This window comes from Streptomyces sp. 8N706 (assembly GCF_052245415.1).
Lineage (GTDB): Bacteria > Actinomycetota > Actinomycetes > Streptomycetales > Streptomycetaceae > Streptomyces.
In genome coordinates this window covers 35997-52050 of sequence record NZ_JBQQBW010000033.1, presented here as the reverse complement: position 1 = coordinate 52050, position 16054 = coordinate 35997, and the positions used below count along the sequence as shown (strand labels likewise).

13 protein-coding genes and 2 pseudogenes are annotated in these 16054 nt (G+C 71.8%); 9 read left to right on the top strand and 6 right to left on the bottom strand.

All coding sequences use genetic code 11. From position 1 onward, the window contains the following. Positions 1-103 precede the first annotated feature (103 nt). Positions 104-925 carry a PhzF family phenazine biosynthesis protein gene (locus tag ACTWQE_RS15110; protein WP_443329446.1) on the bottom strand — a complete coding sequence of 274 codons (822 nt, stop codon included), beginning with the start codon at positions 923-925 and terminating at the stop codon, positions 104-106. Positions 926-1072: 147 nt separating this feature from the next. Here ACTWQE_RS15110 and ACTWQE_RS15105 point away from each other — a divergent pair, with 147 nt between their 5' ends. The 5 genes from ACTWQE_RS15105 to ACTWQE_RS15085 all read left to right on the top strand — a co-directional run bounded on the left by ACTWQE_RS15105 (position 1073) and on the right by ACTWQE_RS15085 (position 7046). After that, positions 1073-1657, top strand: a complete 585-nt coding sequence (locus ACTWQE_RS15105) for a PadR family transcriptional regulator (RefSeq protein ID WP_443329445.1) — start codon at positions 1073-1075, stop codon at positions 1655-1657. Positions 1658-1817: 160 nt separating this feature from the next. After that, positions 1818-4133: a glycoside hydrolase family 3 N-terminal domain-containing protein gene (locus tag ACTWQE_RS15100; protein WP_443329444.1), complete on the top strand. Its 2316-nt coding sequence runs from the start codon at positions 1818-1820 to the stop codon at positions 4131-4133. 230 nt (positions 4134-4363) lie between these two features. Continuing rightward, positions 4364-4933 (top strand): Clp protease N-terminal domain-containing protein, encoded by a 570-nt coding sequence (locus ACTWQE_RS15095; RefSeq protein ID WP_443329443.1) that lies wholly within the window; start codon positions 4364-4366, stop codon positions 4931-4933. Between the two features lie 12 nt (positions 4934-4945). Further along, the gene (locus tag ACTWQE_RS15090) at positions 4946-5926 is read left to right on the top strand and encodes an EamA family transporter (protein WP_443329442.1); all 981 of its coding nucleotides are present in this window, start codon (positions 4946-4948) and stop codon (positions 5924-5926) included. Positions 5927-6080: 154 nt separating this feature from the next. Then, positions 6081-7046, top strand: coding sequence for a DMT family transporter (locus ACTWQE_RS15085; protein WP_443329441.1), 966 nt, complete (start codon positions 6081-6083; stop codon positions 7044-7046). A 423-nt stretch (positions 7047-7469) separates the two neighbouring features. Here the strand turns inward: ACTWQE_RS15085 and ACTWQE_RS15080 are convergent, their stop codons facing one another. Next, the gene (locus tag ACTWQE_RS15080; RefSeq protein WP_443329440.1) at positions 7470-8126 is read right to left on the bottom strand and encodes a pyridoxamine 5'-phosphate oxidase family protein; all 657 of its coding nucleotides are present in this window, start codon (positions 8124-8126) and stop codon (positions 7470-7472) included. A gap of 35 nt (positions 8127-8161) precedes the next feature. Here ACTWQE_RS15080 and ACTWQE_RS15075 point away from each other — a divergent pair, with 35 nt between their 5' ends. Further along, on the top strand, positions 8162-9493 hold the full coding sequence (locus ACTWQE_RS15075; protein ID WP_443329439.1) for an aminotransferase class I/II-fold pyridoxal phosphate-dependent enzyme: 1332 nt from the start codon (positions 8162-8164) through the stop codon (positions 9491-9493). 118 nt (positions 9494-9611) lie between these two features. Here ACTWQE_RS15075 and ACTWQE_RS15070 read toward each other — a convergent pair whose 3' ends face one another. Then, positions 9612-10595, bottom strand: a complete 984-nt coding sequence (locus ACTWQE_RS15070; protein ID WP_443329438.1) for a DMT family transporter — start codon at positions 10593-10595, stop codon at positions 9612-9614. Positions 10596-10669: 74 nt separating this feature from the next. Here ACTWQE_RS15070 and ACTWQE_RS15065 point away from each other — a divergent pair, with 74 nt between their 5' ends. Both ACTWQE_RS15065 and ACTWQE_RS15060 read left to right on the top strand, forming a co-directional pair. Beyond that, positions 10670-11572 carry a LysR family transcriptional regulator gene (locus tag ACTWQE_RS15065; RefSeq protein WP_443329437.1) on the top strand — a complete coding sequence of 301 codons (903 nt, stop codon included), beginning with the start codon at positions 10670-10672 and terminating at the stop codon, positions 11570-11572. A gap of 234 nt (positions 11573-11806) precedes the next feature. Beyond that, a pseudogene (locus ACTWQE_RS15060) lies at positions 11807-12129 on the top strand (isochorismatase family protein); the annotation flags it as partial. On the opposite strand, the gene ACTWQE_RS15055 reads toward ACTWQE_RS15060, so the two are convergent. Further along, a complete protein-coding gene (locus tag ACTWQE_RS15055) occupies positions 12116-12607 on the bottom strand; it encodes a Rieske (2Fe-2S) protein (RefSeq protein ID WP_443329436.1) in 492 nt (163 codons plus the stop codon). The pseudogene ACTWQE_RS15060 and the gene ACTWQE_RS15055 sit on opposite strands and share 14 nt — an antisense overlap. A 375-nt stretch (positions 12608-12982) precedes the next feature. Here ACTWQE_RS15055 and ACTWQE_RS15050 point away from each other — a divergent pair. After that, a pseudogene (locus ACTWQE_RS15050) lies at positions 12983-13066 on the top strand (HipA family kinase); the annotation flags it as partial. Between the two features lie 855 nt (positions 13067-13921). Here ACTWQE_RS15050 and ACTWQE_RS15045 read toward each other — a convergent pair. Next, positions 13922-14743 (bottom strand): AfsR/SARP family transcriptional regulator, encoded by an 822-nt coding sequence (locus ACTWQE_RS15045; RefSeq protein WP_443329435.1) that lies wholly within the window; start codon positions 14741-14743, stop codon positions 13922-13924. A gap of 344 nt (positions 14744-15087) precedes the next feature. Continuing rightward, positions 15088-16044, bottom strand: a complete 957-nt coding sequence (locus ACTWQE_RS15040) for an aromatase/cyclase (RefSeq protein ID WP_443329434.1) — start codon at positions 16042-16044, stop codon at positions 15088-15090. Between the last annotated feature and the right edge of the window lie 10 nt (positions 16045-16054).

Below are 16054 nucleotides of genomic sequence, written 5' to 3'. Positions count from 1 at the left end.
ATGGGCGCGCCGACTCCTACCGGCTGCGCCGACCCCTTGTGGCCGCTCCGATCCCGTACGGCCGCGCCCACCCCCTGTACGGCCGTTTCGATGTGCGGGTGCGTCAGCCCGTGACGAGCAGGTCGCCGTCGATGACGGTGACGGCGGTGCCGGTCAGCAGGGTGCGGTCGCCCCGCAGCGCGGTGCGGACGAGACCCGTGCGGGCCGAGGCCTGCAGACCGGTCAGGTCGTCGCGGCCGATCCGTGGTGCCCAGAACGGGGCGAGTGCGGTGTGCGCGCTGCCGGTCACCGGGTCCTCATAGATCCCGACCGCCGGGGCGAAGAAGCGTGAGACGAAGTCGTGGCCGAGGGACGGGTCGTCGGCGCGGGCGGTCGCGATGACCCCCCGGTGGCCCAGCCGGGCGACGGCAGTGGCGTCGGGGGCGAGGGAGCGCACGGTCTTCTCGTCGGCCATCTCGACCAGCAGATCGCCGACGACCGGGCCGGTGTCCTGAGCCGAGACGATGTCCGCGCCGAGGGCGGCGACGGCGTCCCGCGGCACATCGACAGGGGTCAGCGGGGCGGTGGGGAAATCCAGAGTGATCGAGCCGTCGTCGGCGGCGGTCGCCGAGAGGACGCCGCCGCGCGTGGCGAAGCGGATGGTCCCGGTGGCCGCTCCGGTGGTGTGGAGGACGTGCGCGGTGGCCAGGGTGGCGTGGCCGCACAGGTCGACCTCGGTGGTGGGGGTGCACCAGCGCAGCGCCCAGTCGGCGTCGCCGCCCTCGGGCAGCGGGTGCGCGAAGGCGGTCTCGGAGAGATTGACCTCGGCGGCGACCCGCTGCAGCCAGTCGTCGTCCGGGAACTCCCCGCGCTCGAGGAGCAGGACGGCGGCCGGGTTCCCGCTGAACGGCCGGTCGGTGAAGGCGTCGACGATACGAATTCTCATGATCACGAGCCTAGGGCGCCGAGGCCGCGGCGGACCATGGCCAATTTCGTACGGGCGGCCCCGGAAGAACGGCCGTCACCCTTGTCGGCGGAACAGTAGCGATATATCGTTGAGGCATCGCGACAGATCATTGAAAGGAGTGTCAGCATGCGTTCCCATGGACACGGACCCTGCGGCCCCGGCCAGCGCGGGCAGGGCGACTTCGACTGGCGGCGCGCCGCGTTCGGACCGTTCGGGCCGCCTTTCGGGGGCCCGCCGTTCGGCGGCCGCGGGCGGGGAGGGCCGCGCGGCAGGGCGCGGCGCGGCGATGTGCGCGCCTCGATCCTCGCGCTGCTCAAGGACCGCCCGATGCATGGCTACGAGATGATCCAGGAGATCGCCGAGCGCAGCGGCGGCGCGTGGAAGCCGAGCCCCGGCTCCGTTTACCCGACGCTGCAGCTGCTCGAGGACGAGGGGCTGATCAGCAGCACCAGCGACGGTGGCAAGAAGCTGTTCGAGCTCACCGGGACGGGGCGTGCCGAGGCGGACGCCGGGCCGGACGCACCCTGGGAGGAGGCCGGGCGCGGCGTCGACTGGGACGCCATGAACGAGATCAGGAAGGCCGGGGGCGGACTGGTCGAGGCCTTCCGGCAGGTCTGGGCGACCGGTACGCCCGACCAGCGCGAGAAGGCCATCGCCGTGGTCAACAAGGCCCGGAAGGAGCTGTATCTGATCCTCGCCGAAGATGAGTGACACGGCGGAACACGGCGGCCCCCGCGGCGGTACGCGGGGGCCGCCGGCGCGTATCCGCACCCGCTCCGGGGGCGTGGGACCGCGGCTTCCGGGCGGCCTTGACGGGCTGTCACGACGTCGGAAGACTCCCTCCGTTCTCCCCACAGGAACGGAGTTCTCCATGCCGCTCTCGTACTGGTCCGCGGCGGTGCCCGCACGTCTGCGGGCCGCCGGTCGCCGCAGCCGCAGTGCAGCGGCGCTCGTGACCGTCACGGCATGCGTGGCCACGCTGGCCTCGGCGCCCGCCGAATCCGATGGTCCGGCGTACCTCGACGCGAGTGCCCCGGTCGCACAGAGGGTCGATGACCTCCTCAGGCGGATGACGCTGGAGGAGAAGGCCGGGCAGATGGACCAGATCGCCGTGGTCCGGATGCAGGGCGACTGCGAGTGGAGCGGCGGCGCGCTCGCCACGAGCTGTATGAAGACGGTCCTCGACGACTACGCGGCCGGCTCCGTAGTCTCCGGCGGCGGAATGGGCCCGCCGCGGAACACCCCGCGCGCATGGGCCGGCATGGTCAACGCCGTGCAGAGGTACGCCGTCGAGAAGACCCGCCTCCACATTCCCGTGCTCTACGGCGTCGACGCCGTGCACGGACACAACAACGTGCTCGGCGCCACGGTCTTCCCCCACCAGATCGGGCTCGGCGCGACCTGGGACCCGGGAATCGTACGAGACTCCGCCGCGGCCACCGCCCGCGCGGTCGCCGCCACCGGCATCGACTGGAACTTCTCACCCGTCGCCGATCTGGCGCGTGACGCGCGCTGGGGCCGCTACTACGAGACATACGGCGAGGACCCGCTGCTCACCGGCGCCCTGGCGGCAGCCGCGACCCGGGGGATCGAGGGCGCGGACGGGGCCAAGGAGGTCGCGGCGAGCGTCAAGCACTTCGGCGGCTACTCCGAGCCCTCCAACGGACACGACCGGGTGCCCGCCGATGTGTCGGTGCGCCATCTCCAGGACACCCTGCTCGCGCCCTACCGCCCCGCCATCGAGGCCGGGGCCCGGACCGTGATGGTCAACTCAGGAGCGGTGAACGGGATTCCCGTGACGTCCTCCCGCTATCTGCTGACCGAGGTCCTGCGCGACCAGTGGGGATTCCGGGGGGTGACGGTCAGCGACTGGGAGGACGTGCGCGCCCTGTGGACCAAGTACAAGATCGCTTCCGACTACCCCGAGGCCATCGCCCTCGCCGTCAACGCGGGCGTCGACATGGCCATGGAGCCGTACCACGCCCGGGAGTTCACCGAGGGCCTGCTCACCGCGGTACGGCGCGGTCTCGTCGGGGAGCGGCGCATCGACCAGGCGGCAGGCCGGATCCTGCGGCTGAAGTTCGAACTCGGCCTCTTCGAGAAGCCGTATGCCGACGCGGACGAGGCCGATGCCGCCGTCCTGGGCGCCGACAAGGACCTGGCCCGTCGCGCGGCCACCGCATCGCAGGTCCTGCTGCGCAATGAGGGCGGGGTGCTGCCGGTCCCCGCGTCCGCGCGGAAGATCGTGGTCGCCGGGGCGTACGCGGACGACATCGACAGCCAGTCAGGCGGCTGGACCGTCGGCTGGCAGCGGGTGCCGGAGGGCGTCGACCTCCCCGGTACCACCGTCCTCGAGGGCATCAGGGCGGCCGCGCCGGACCGTACGGACGTCGTGTCCGCGCGGTCGGCCAAGGATGCCGTACGGCAGGCGAAGGGCGCCGATCTCACGGTGGTCGTGGTCGGTGAGAAGGCCGCGGCGGAGGGCGGGGCCGACACACCCCGGCCGGAGTTGTCCGCCGGACAGCAGTCGCTGGTGAAGTCGCTCAAGTCGAGCGGACGGCCGGTCGTGGTCGTGGTGATCGCCGGGCGTCCCCTCGCCCTGGGCGACGCGGCCGGCACGGACGGGCTGCTGATGTCCTGGCTGCCCGGCTCCGAGGGCGGCCATGCCGTGGCGGATGTGCTGTTCGGCTCGGCCGATCCGAGCGGACGGCTGCCGGTCTCCTGGCCGAAGCGCATCGGCAACGAGCCGATGTCCTACCAGCAGCTGCCGGGCACCAACGCCGGCGCGGAGTCGGCGTACGATCCCGCCTACGGCTTCGGGGCCGGGCTCTCCTACACCCGTTTCGCCTTCGACTCGCTCGGCGTGGCGAAGGACGCGGTGGCGCCCGGCGAGCCGGTGCGGCTACGGGTGAAGGTGTCCAACACCGGGCGGCGGGAGGGGGACCTGGTGGTGCCGGTGTATGTGTCGCGCCCGTCGAGCGACGTCCTGGCCCCGCCCCGCAGGCTCACCGCCTTCACCAGGGTCCATCTCAGGCCGGGGCAGTCGAGGACCGTGGCGCTGACCGTCCCGGCCCGGGTGCTCGCCGTCACGCCGGGCGACATCGACGGCGCGGGGGCGCCCCGGGTCGAACGCGGCACGTACACCTTCACGGCCGGCGGGCGGAAAGCTGGCCTGACGGTGCGCTGACGCCGCGGGCCCTCTGCCGGCGCGTACGGCAATTCAAGGCTGACGACACATCAGTTCTGGAGGCGGGTGTGCGCGCCGGGCCCGGTCCCGTGCGGCCGTCGCACGTTCGGGTGTACGGCGCCCGCGCGTGCTCCTCCCGAAGGATGAGAAGCCGGTCATCCCCGCGCAACCGTGGTGGGACACGCAAATGGTGCCTACCGGGGATGCCTGTGCTGCCGGGTACTGCTGGGATGGGAGATGTGCAAAACGGTACGCCGCAGTCCGGTTCCATCGGACCGATTCGCCCCGCGTCCGGCCTCCAGCTCGGTGTCGTGCTGGCGTCGGTGGCCAGCGGCGCCCGCCGGCGCGCCGTACGCGACGGCGACAGCCAGGTCGACACGGCCCATCTGCTGCACACCCTCCTCGAATCCGACCCCGACGTCCGGGCAGCCCTCGATGGGGGGCCGCCGCAGGTCGCACGGCTCCTCGGCTACCTGGTCCAGCGCAGCATCGGCTACGGGCTCCGGTGGCGGGGCTCCATCGAGGACTCCGGTGCCGTACCGGTCGGGAAGGAGCCCCGCAGCCCGGGTTGGTCCCCGGCCGCGATGACGGCCATGGAGGGTGCACGGGCACGCGCTCGCGCCCGTGGTGGCGAGGTCGCCGAGGGACTGGACCTGCTCGGCGCGCTGGCCGCCGACCGGGACTGCCGGGCCGTGGAGGTGCTGCACCGGGCGGGCGTCGATCCGGAGCGGCTGTCGGCCCGGCTCGCAGGCTTCCCGGCGTCAGGGGTCATCCAGGGTGACGCTCCTGTCGACAGCTGACATCATGGCCGGATGCACGTACCTCAGGGGAGGAGCGCCGGCCTCGGGCTCGCCCTGGCATCGGCGCTTGCGTTCGGAGGATCGGGCGTCGCGGCCAAGCCGCTGATCGAAGCGGGCCTCGACCCGCTGCACGTGGTCTGGCTGCGCGTCGCCGGCGCCGCCGTCGTCCTGCTGCCCGTCGCCTGGATCCACCGGGGCCTGCTGCGCCGTCGCCCCGGACTGCTCGCCGGGTTCGGACTCCTGGCCGTGGCGGGTGTGCAGGCCTGCTACTTCGCCGCGATCTCCCGCATTCCCGTCGGGGTCGCGCTGCTGGTCGAGTATCTGGCCCCCGCGCTGGTGCTGGGCTGGGTGCGCTTCGTGCAGCGGCGGCCGGTGACCCGCGCCGCCGCCGTGGGCGTGGTCCTCGCCGTGGGCGGTCTCGCCTGTGTCGTCGAGGTGTGGTCCGGGCTGGGGTTCAACGCTCCCGGGCTGCTGCTGGCGCTCGGCGCGGCGTGCTGCCAGGTCGCCTACTTCGTGCTCTCCGACCACGGAGGCAGCGACGAGGACGCGGCGGACCCCCTGGGGGTGATCGCCTACGGTCTGCTGATCGGCGCGGGTGTGCTCACGATCGCCGCCCGGCCGTGGGGCATGGACTGGTCGGTGCTCGGCGGACGGGCCGATATGCACGGTGCCCGCGTCTCCGCGGTGCTGCTGCTCGCCTGGGTCGTCCTGATCGCGACCGTGGTCGCCTATCTCACCGGTGTGCTGTCCGTACGACGGCTCTCGCCTCAGGTCGCGGGGGTCGTGGCCTGCCTGGAGGCGGTCGTGGCGACCGTATGCGCCTGGGTGTTGCTCGGTGAGCATCTGTCGGCGCCGCAACTCGTCGGGGGTGCGCTGGTGCTGGCAGGGGCGTTCATCGCCCAGACCTCGACGCCGAAGGCCCCCTCCGGTGGTGCCGTGGCCGGCGGCCCGGCCGAGCGGGAGGAGTTGCCCGCCCCTTCCCGGGCGACATAAGGTCACGATCATGCACGCGACCGCTCTCGTTCTCCCGCCTCCCGCCGCGTAAGGCGGGCCGCACCCCCGGAAGGCCGATCTCCGGCGTTCCCGGACGGGGTCGCCGCTGCCCGCAGACGGAGACCACGTCCTCACTTCCGCGGAGAACACTCACGTGTCGCATACTGCTGTCGGCCTGCCCATCGGGCGAGGCCTGTTCTGTCTGATCGTCGCCGGTGCCGCCTGGGGAACCGCCGGAGCGGCGGCCGCCATGCTCTACCGGTCCAGTGATCTGGGACCGGTCGCCCTGTCCTTCTGGCGCTACGTCGGCGGGCTCACCCTGCTCCTGGCCGTCCGTGCGGTGCGCGCCGTACAGCCACGCCGCGTGGCCGCCCCGGACATGGCCGAATCGCGCGGGCGCCGCCTGCTGCGCATCGTCGGCACCGGTGTGGGTCTGACCGTCTTTCAGAGCGCCTACTTCGGGGCGGTGCAGGTCACCGGTCTCGCGGTGGGCACGGTCGTCACCATCGGCGCCGGCCCGGTGCTCATCGCGCTCGGCGCCCGGCTGACCATGGGGGAGCGGCTCGGCAGGGCCGGGGTGGCGGCCGTCCTCGGAGCGCTCGGCGGGCTCGCCGTGCTGTCGCTCGGCAGCGGCGCAGGAGTCGTACGGCCGCTCGGCGTCGCCCTGGCGCTGGTGTCCGCCACCGGATACGCGGCGATCACCCTGCTCACCCGGTGGCTGGGCCGTGAGGGAGGCGGAGCGGATCCGCTCTCCACAACGGCCTGGGCCTTCGCCGTCGGTGTGGTCTGCCTGCTGCCGCTCGGAGTCATGGAAGGGCTGCTTCCGGACACCGCGGACCTCGGCCGGGTGCTGGTGCTGCTGGTGTACGTGGCCGCGGTGCCGACCGCACTCGCCTACGCCCTGTACTTCGCGGGCGCGGCGGTCGTCCGGGCGGCCACCGCGTCCGTGATCATGCTGATCGAGCCGGTGAGTGCCGCGGTGATCGCGGTCGCCGTCCTGGGGGAGCGGCTGACGGCCGCCATGGTGCTGGGCACCGTGCTCCTGCTGGCGGCGATGGCGGGCCTGGCCGTCGCGGAGATGCGGCCGTCCGCGGTCGCGCGCCGGGCGGCGCCCGCCTGAGCAGCCGCCGCGTCAGGTCGTGGCTCGGGCCCTGCGCGCCCCAAGCGCGGGGACCGAGCGGGCTCTATCGGGCCTGCCGTACGGATCGGCGCGTGCGGCCGGACGCCGCGGGATTCGGCGTGCGGGGCCTGCCACCGCGCGGCGGTGCTCAGTGCGTACGGCGGGCGCGCGGCGGTGCTCAGTACTTACGGCGGGCGCGCCGCGTCGCCCACAGCGTACGGTCGGCGTGTCGCGGTGCTCGGTGTGTCCGCCTGGACGCCGCGGGACTCGGCGCGCGGGGCCGCGGCGTCGCGGTGCCCGGCGCGTACGGTCGGCGCGTCACGCCGCGGTGCTCAGTGTGTACGGCGGGCGCGACACGAACGGTGCTGTCGTGTACGGCGGCGCGCCGCACGGATCGGCTGGGACGTCGGCGTGCCGTAGGGCTCAGCGCGTGAGGTAGCCGGGGAGTGGGATGGCGGGGTCCAGATCGTCGGCGGGAACCGGGGTCCCGTAACTGCGCGAGACCGGGAGGACGCCGCTCCAGTAGGGGAGGGAGACATCCTCCGGCTCGTCGTTGGGGCCGCCGGTGCGGACCTTGGCCGAGACCTCTTCGAGGTCGAGCCGGAGCACGGCCGTCGCGGCCAGCTCCTTGGCGTCGGCCCGCCGGGAGTCCTCCGCCCGGCCCGGCAGGACATGGTCCACCAGGGCGTCCAGTGCCGCGGTGCGCTCGTCGGGGTCCGTCACCTGCCGGGCGGTGCCGTGCACCACGACCGAGCGGTAGTTGATGGAGTGGTGGAAGGCGGAGCGGGCGAGCACCAGGCCGTCGACATGGGTGACGGTGAGGCACACCGGGAGGCCGGGGTCGGCCGAACCCGCCATCCGCAGAGGCCGCGAGCCCGTGGAGCCGTGGACGTAGAGGCACTCACCCACCCGGCCGTAGAGCGTCGGCAGTACCACGGGTGCACCGTCACGGACGAACCCGAGGTGGCAGACGTAACCCTCGTCGAGTATCGCGTGCACGAGTTCGCGGTCGTATGCGGCGCGCTCGCGTGCACGGGACGGGACGGTGCGCTCGGTGGGTGCGTAAGCGGCGTCCGGCATGCGGTCTCCTCTTGCACTAGTGCATAATCAGTTTTGTGCTAGGAGGATATCGGATCACGGGTCGCGGCGCAGCCGCGATCGCGGCGAGTGTCGAACGGGGTGTCGGTTCCGGGGAGCTGAGCCCGGGACAGCTCCTGCCGCCTCTCAGGGAGTTGGCGGAGGGACTCGGTGTCAACCCGAACACCGTCGCGGCCGCCTATCGGACGCTGCGCGACCGCGGAGTGATCGAAACGGCGGGCCGACGGGGCAGCCGGGTGCGCTCATGGCCCGCCAGCACCCCGCGCGAGATGATCCGCGTCGACGTACCGCCGGGCGTCCGGGACGTGGCCGACGGCAACCCCGACCCGTCCCTGTTGCCTTCGCTGAGCGAGGCGCTGACCGCGGCCGCGGCCCGGAACGCCCGCCGCCCCGCGCTCTACGGCGACGACGCGGTCGGTCAGGAGTTGGCGGCCCTGGCGCGCGAGGCGTTCACCGCGGACGGCGTGCCCGAGGGGCCCGTCGCCGTGACCTCCGGATCGCTGGATGCCATCGAGCGGGTGCTCGCCGCTCACCTCCGGCCCGGTGACGCGGTCGCGGTCGAGGACCCGGGCTGGGGGAGCCTCCTGGACCTGATTCCCGCGCTCGGACTCCGTGCCGTGCCCGTCGCCGTGGACGACGACGGTCCGCTGCCGCCGGACGTCGAGGGTGCGCTGCGGGAGGGGGCCCGCGCGATCGTGGTCACCGACCGCGCGCAGAATCCGACGGGTGCCGCCGTGACCGCGGAGCGCGCGGAAGCCCTGCGGACCGTCCTGGCCGGCCATCCGGACGTCCTGCTCATCGAGGACGACCACGGCCATGGCATCGTCGATCTTCCGCTGCACCCGCTCGCCGGGCGGTCCGCGCGCTGGGCGCTGGTCCGGTCGACCGCCAAGGCGTACGGGCCTGACCTGCGGCTCGCCGTGCTCACCGGCGACCGCGTCACCATCGACCGGGTGCGCGGCCGTCAGCGGCTCGGCCCCGGCTGGGTCAGCCACCTGCTGCAGGACACCGTGGTGCACCTGTGGCGGTCGGGTGCGGTCGACGCGCGCGGGGTCGCCGCCGCGTACGGTGCGCGCCGGGACGCCCTGGTGCGCGCGCTCCGCGGCCGGGGCGCCGTGGCGCACGGGCGCAGCGGCATGAACGTCTGGGTGCCGGTGCCCGACGAGACGGCAGCCGTCGCGCGGCTGCTGCAGTCGGGCTGGGCCGTCGCCCCCGGGGCCCGCTTCCGGATGTCCTCGCCGCCCGGTGTGCGGGTGACCGTCTCGCCGCTGTCCGACGACGACATCGGGCCGGTCGCCGACGCTCTGGCGTCCGCGACCGGCCCGGCCCCCTCGGGGCGTTACGACTGAGGGGGTGCCGCGTCCGGCGTGCTGCGACCCGCGTCCGGCGAGGTGCTGCGACCGGGTGGGGGTGCCGCGTCCGGCGAGGTGCCGCGACCCACGGCGCGGGTCCTGCGTCCAGCGCGTCCTACGACCGACGCGCGGGCAGGCGCGGGCGGGCCTGTGTCAGAGCCGCTCCGGCCAGGACGACCAGCGCACCCACCGGGGTGTTCCAGGTCAGCTCCTCGCCGAGCACCAGAACGCCCGCCACGGTCGCGATGACCGGGATGAAGTACGTGACCAGCGTCGCCGTCGTCGGTCCCACCTCGGCGACCAGCCCGTACTGGAGCAGGAACGCGAATCCGGTGCCCAGCGCGCCCAGCGCCACCACGGAGAGCAGCGGCACGACGGGAAAGGACGCCGGGAACGAGGTGAACATCGGGGTGACGACCGCCAGTTGGACGGTGCCCAGCAGCAGCTGCGACCCGGACATCGCCACATGGGAGCTCCCCGCTCCGGCCAGCGTGCGCCGCACATAGATCCAGCCGACCGCATAGCTGAGTGAGGCGGTCAGCGCCATCGCGGTACCCGCGAGGTCCTGCCCGGAGAAGCCCTGCCAGGCTCCCAGGACGGTGAGCACACCGGTGAACCCGACGCCCAGACCGGCGACCCGGCGCCGCGTCGGCCGGTCCTCGGACAGGGCGACCATCGACAGCACCATGCCCCACAGCGGGGTGGTGGCGTTGCAGATCCCGGCCAGCGTCGAGGAAATGGTCAGCTCGGCGTAGGCGAAGAGGGAGAAGGGCAGCGCGTTGAGGAAGAAGGCGGCGACGGTGAGATGGCCCCAGGTGCGGGCGCCGCGCGGCAGCCGCTCCCGCCTCACGGCGACCACTGCCGCCAGCACCGCCGTACCGAAGAGCATGCGGCCGAGAGTGACCTGCAACGGTGCGTACGCCTGCGTGCCAACCTTGATCAGCAGGAAGCTGAAGCCCCAGATCAGGGACAGCACGGCGAACCGGATCCGCCAGTCCAGGGCGGGGCGGCGGACCTCCGGCTCGGAGGAGCCGGAGGCGGAGGAGGGGGACGCGGGAGTCGGGGCGGAAGGTGTGCGAGACGCGGCTGCAGTGCTCATGACCACCAACCATGGGACCTTGAACTTCGTAGGACAAGCGAGAATTCGTAAGCCCATAGATTAGGATCGCTTACATGAATCTCGACCGACTGCGCACCCTGGACGCCGTCGCCCGCCATGGCTCGGTGAGCGCGGCCGCGGACGGGCTCCACGTCACGACGTCCGCCGTCTCCCAGCAGCTGGCGAAGCTCGAGCGCGAGGCCGGGCAGCAGCTGCTGGCGAAGAACGGCCGCGGGATCCGTCTCACCGATGCCGGGCGGCTGCTCGCGGACCACGCGGCGCGCATCCTCTCCCAGGTCGAGCTGGCGCAGTCCGATCTCGAGGCACACAGGGGCCAGGCGGTGGGCGACCTGTTCCTCGGCGCGTTCCCCACCTCCGCCCGCGGGCTCTTCCCGGCCGCCCTCGCGGCGCTGCGCACTCAGCACCCGCAGCTGCGCGTGCGGCTCCAGGAGATGGAGCCCGATGTGTCGGTGACGCGGCTGGCGCGCGGAGACATCGACCTCGCCGTCGTCCTCGACTGGTACAACAAGCCGATCTCCCTGCCCGACGGTCTCGCCAAGGCCCCGTTGCTGGACGACCCGGTGGATCTGGCCATGCCCGCCGGCCACCCCCTCGCCGAGCGCACCGAGGTCGACCTCGAGGAGTTCGCGGACGACGATTGGATCTCCTGGCCGGAAGGAGAGTTCTGCCACGACTGGCTGATGTTCACCCTGCGGGGCAAGGGCATCGAGCCGCGCCTCTCCCACATGGCCGAGGAGCACCACACCCAGCTCGCTCTCGTCGCCGCGGGGCTCGGTGTGGCCATCGCGCCGCGCCTGGGCCGCGGCCCGGTGCCGGACGGGGTGCGCGTGGTGCCCGTACGGCACACCATGCGCCGGCACATCTACGCCGTGTGGCGGGACGACGCGGACCGCCGGCCCTCGATCCGGGCCGCCGTGGACGCGCTCCGCACAGCCGCCCGCACCGTGGAGAGCTGAACCTCGGAAGCCGTGGGGAGAGCCCGCCGCTGAGGCCGTCGGAGAGCCGGCCGCGGAGAACGGGCCGCGGAGAAACGGACCGCGAAGACGCCCGCAGCTCGCCGTAATCGTCGCCGTCATCCACCCACCGCCAGTCGGCGTCGTGGCACAGCTGCGTCCGGCGGCGAGCTGCGGCTGAGCGAGTAGAGACAGCCGTCGCGGCCCACGGTGGCAACCCGGCAAGTGCGCTGCGCCGCGGGCACGGATGTGGACGCCCTGCTCCGCAACCTCGGCTGCCGCACGCTGGTCTGACCGGCGTGTCCGCGAATGTCGCGATCCCCAACGCCGTCTTCGACGCGGTCACCCTCGGCTCCACCGCCGTCGTACCCGCCGACGCCATCGCGGGCGTACCCCCCGAGTACACGCCCGCGATGGTGCGCAACACCCTTGCCCTGGTGGCCACCGTCACTGCGGCCGACGAGGTCATGGCCTGCTGGAAGAGGCCGCGCCGGTCACGTCAGGGGGACGTCGGCAAGGGGCTGTCGTCGCCGGCCCGCCCCGGTGTCAGGCCAGCTTGATCGAGTCGCCGTCCACGGTGATCTTCGCCGGCGGCAGGGGCTTCTTGGCGGGGCCGCTCTTCACACTGCCGTCGGTGACGGAGAAGTTGCTGTTGTGGCAGGGACAGTTGATGACGTCGCCTTTGATGTCCTTGACCGGGCAGCCCTGATGGGTGCAGATGGCCGAGAACGCCTTGAACTCGCCGGCCGTCGGCTGGGTCACCACGACCTTCTGGTCCTTGAAGACCATGCCGCCGCCCTCCGGGATGTCGGAGGTCTTCGCGAGCACGGCGCCGCCCGCGCCGCCGCTCCCGCCCTCACCGCCGCTGCCGCCGTCGCCACCGGCCTCGGGGGCGGACACATCCTTGGCGGGGCCCTCCTCCTTCTCTCCGCCCGACTCACCGCATGCGGTGAGTGCCGTGGTCAGACCGGCGGCCCCGGCTGCGGCGATCACGGCTCGGCGGCCGACGGTCCGCCCGGTCCCCTCAGATCCCGTCATAGTGGTATGTCCCCTTTGCTCTGGGCTTTTCCAGGTGCCCCGGCCCTGCGGCGACCGGTTCAGTTGGTCTGTACGGAGCGTGGTGCCCCCGCGTTCAGATCTCCAGTGCCTTCTTCAGGAAGCACCTTTTCTGAGGAAGTCGAACGGGAGTCGGAGGAGATTCTCGGCCATTTCCTCGTGCTCCACCTCGTGCGTCACCCTGTACGGCGCGCCTCCGGCGGCGGGAACAGGGGGGCGGAGGCTCCCGGCGGGCAGCGCAGCCGGGAGTACGCAGGGATGAGCCCCCGCCCTCGCGTGCCCACCACCCCCCGTGGCACCGCCCCTTGGGCTCCGCGCGATGTTCTCCGTGCCGGCACGCCCCTCTAACCTGGGGGGATGCTTCCCGAAGTCACCGCGACCCGCTATGTCACACCCCTGCGGGAGGGCGGTTCGCTGCCGGGGATCGTCGAGGCCGACGATCGGCACGTATCATGTACTTCCCCAGCGGACGGCGCTGACCTGCGAGTTTAGCCGTTAGTAGGCTGCTGACCTGCGACGACGTCCCTTACTGGGGCTTTCAGTGTCGTACGAGTTCGTGCGGCCGGAACTCCCCGTGGACTCCCCAGCGGGGGCCGTTCTCCCCAGAAACTCCCCAAGGGCCGTGGGAGGGCGGCCCCCGCCATGCCCGCTCCGAGTAGGAGGCGGTCCCGCTGGGTTCGGTGGCATTGGACAGAGTCAGTGTTGGCGGCTGCACCGCGCGGCCGTAGTTCGACACCGACAGTCCCTGGCCGGACTCCGGATCCGGTTTTTCGATGTCCGGAAGGCGAGCGGGGCGTCGAGGCCGCCGACTGTCGGCGCATTGGGCTGTTTGCCAGCCGAGGTCGTTGCCCCACCCCGGGCGCTGGAAGGACCGACTGTAAAGATCATCAGCCTCTTCACGGGTACCTCCTGGTGAGACCGGCAGTAGGCCTCTGAGCAGTGTTGCCGCAGGTCGCGGTAGGTATGCTCAGCTCTCGGCCCGGCTCCTCCACAGGGCTGTTCCCTGAACGGTCCGGCCTCAGCATCGGTCCCATGGCGTTCGACGTCACGGATCGTGCCGGAAGGCGTTCCCTCGATGCGACTGGCGAGCAAGGGAACATGCACGACCTGGCGGAAGAGCTTCGGGGGAGGGTGCGCATGAAGGCAGGACTTGTCGGGTCGACGAGTGGCCGCGCAGGTCTCCGGTGCTCGACATCTTGATGCATTCACCGCTCGTGCTGCTGGCCCGGCGCAGAAGCGCGGGGCCAGCAGCACAACAATTCCGGCGGTTTTCAGAGCTGTACCGGAGGGCCTGAGTCAGGCTGCGTACAGGTCGAATGTTGAGCCACGTCGCGCGTTCGCGGCGACGTCGAGCTGCGGGTCGACGGTGAGTATCGCCCGGTGGAGCCGCTGCAGTTGCGGCGAGGGCTCGACGCCCAGCTCCTCTATCAGTCGCATCCGCAGCTTGCGGTAGACATCAAGGGCCGACGCCTGCCGCCCGGAGCGGTAGAGCGCCACCATCGCCTGCGAGTGCAGCCCCTCGTGCTGGGGGTGTCGGCAGGTCAGGTCCGCGAGTTCCGCGATGAGTTGGGCGTGCCTGCCCATCCGCAGGTCAGCGTCGATGCGCCGCTCCACGGTGACCAGACGGGACTCTTCGAGCCGCATCGCCTCGATCTCCAGGATCGCCCCGACGCGTACGTCGACGAGTGCCGGGCCCTGCCACAGCGCCAGTGCCTGCCGGAACATGCCGGCCGCTTCCTCGTCCCGGTGCTCCTCGAAGGCGCTCTGCCCGGCTGCCACCAGCCGCTCGTACTCGCGCATGTCGGAGCACTCCGGCTCGATCTGCAGCAGGTAGCCGACGTGCCGGGTGACGAGCACGTCCTTCGCCGTCCCCGGCGCGTCCGGGCCCATCGCGGTGCCTATGCGACGCCGCAGTTGAAGGATGTACGTCTGGAGGGTGGTCAGCGCGCTCGGCGGCGGTTCCGTCCCCCAGATTTCCTCCATGAGCGTGGCTACCGGCAAAACCTTCCCCGGGTAGAGCGCGAGGAGCGCCAGAATCTGCCGCGGCTTACTCGCTGTCGGAACGATTGATTCCCCTTTGACGGTAGCTCTCAGCGGACCCAGAACCTGAACCTGCACAGCTTCCTCCCCGTTTCTCACTAAGTCATTCGGTCGTTCTCCGATGGCGCAAAGCACACCGCTGTGACGCACGTTAGCCGGATTAGCGTCGTCACACCCGGATCTCCGGTGGCTCTCGAGCGGTCCTCCATACACCCTATTGCGAGAGCGGGCCCATCTCCTGGGACAATTATGGGCCTCGCTGGCGTATGCCGAGTTCGGCCGACTGACAGTTCACGGCGTTTCCGGCAGTGTTGACGGGAGGGCGGCAGGCAGGGCACAGCACGTCGACGGCACTGATCCAGAGGATGCGGCCACCGGCAGGCGGGGGACGTAAGCCGAGCGAGGGTGAATGCCCTGTGGGGTCACAGCACGGGGTCGGCGGCCTCCGCGTACTTCTTCGCCAGGTTCAGCGTGGCGGTGCTGTTGCGGCCGAGCGCCTCCCGCACGTACTGGCGGGCCTCGGCAACGCCGGCAGAGTCGCCGAGCACCCGCTCGATGTTCTCCTCGCGCAGGACGACACCGTGGTACGAGGTGACGGTCACGCCCGTCTCGTCGGCAACGACCGACCACTCGCCGGTGTGGGCCGTCATCAGTGCGGGCGTCACCGTCTGCTTGTAGACGATGCGTCCGGCGTGCGGGAAGCAGATACGGACCGACTCGGTGGTGTGGCTGGAACCGTCGGCGGTGCGGGTGTCCATCGACATCGACTGGACGCCGGGCTCGTCCTCCGTCACCTCCAGGCGCGAGACGTGCGGGATCAGCTTCGGCCAGTCCTGCACCCGGTAGAGGAAGTCGTAGACGGACTCGGCGGACCCGTTGACCCGTACCGAGTCCTCGAAGAAGAACACCAGGTCATCCAGGCGTGTCCAGCGCTCGGCGAGTCGCTGGAGGTTCGCCAGCTCGGTACGGCTGTTGGTGTCGGTGGCCCGCTCCACCCAGGCCACATCCGCAGCGGAGTCCCCCACGACCGTGAAGTCGTGCAGAAGGGTCAGCTTCGTCTTCTCGGCGCCCAGCGGTTCCACGATCCAGGTGCCGCCCATGGATGCCAGCGGCGCGGCGGACAGCTCCTGACGGAACTCCACTCGCCGCCGCTCGGAGTCGAGCGTCCGCCGTGACGTCCAGGACTTGGTCCGACCGTTGGCCACTGCCCACATGCGCAGCCGCTCCTGCTCACCGTCGAACTCCAGTTGTTCCACATGCACGTTGGGCTGGAAATACAACGGCCACTTGACCGCGTCGCAGATCAGCCCGTACACCACGTCCGCAGGTGCGGCGATGGCAATGGTGTGAGTGGTGCGGTGTACTCGCTCAGCAGACATCTCAACAGCC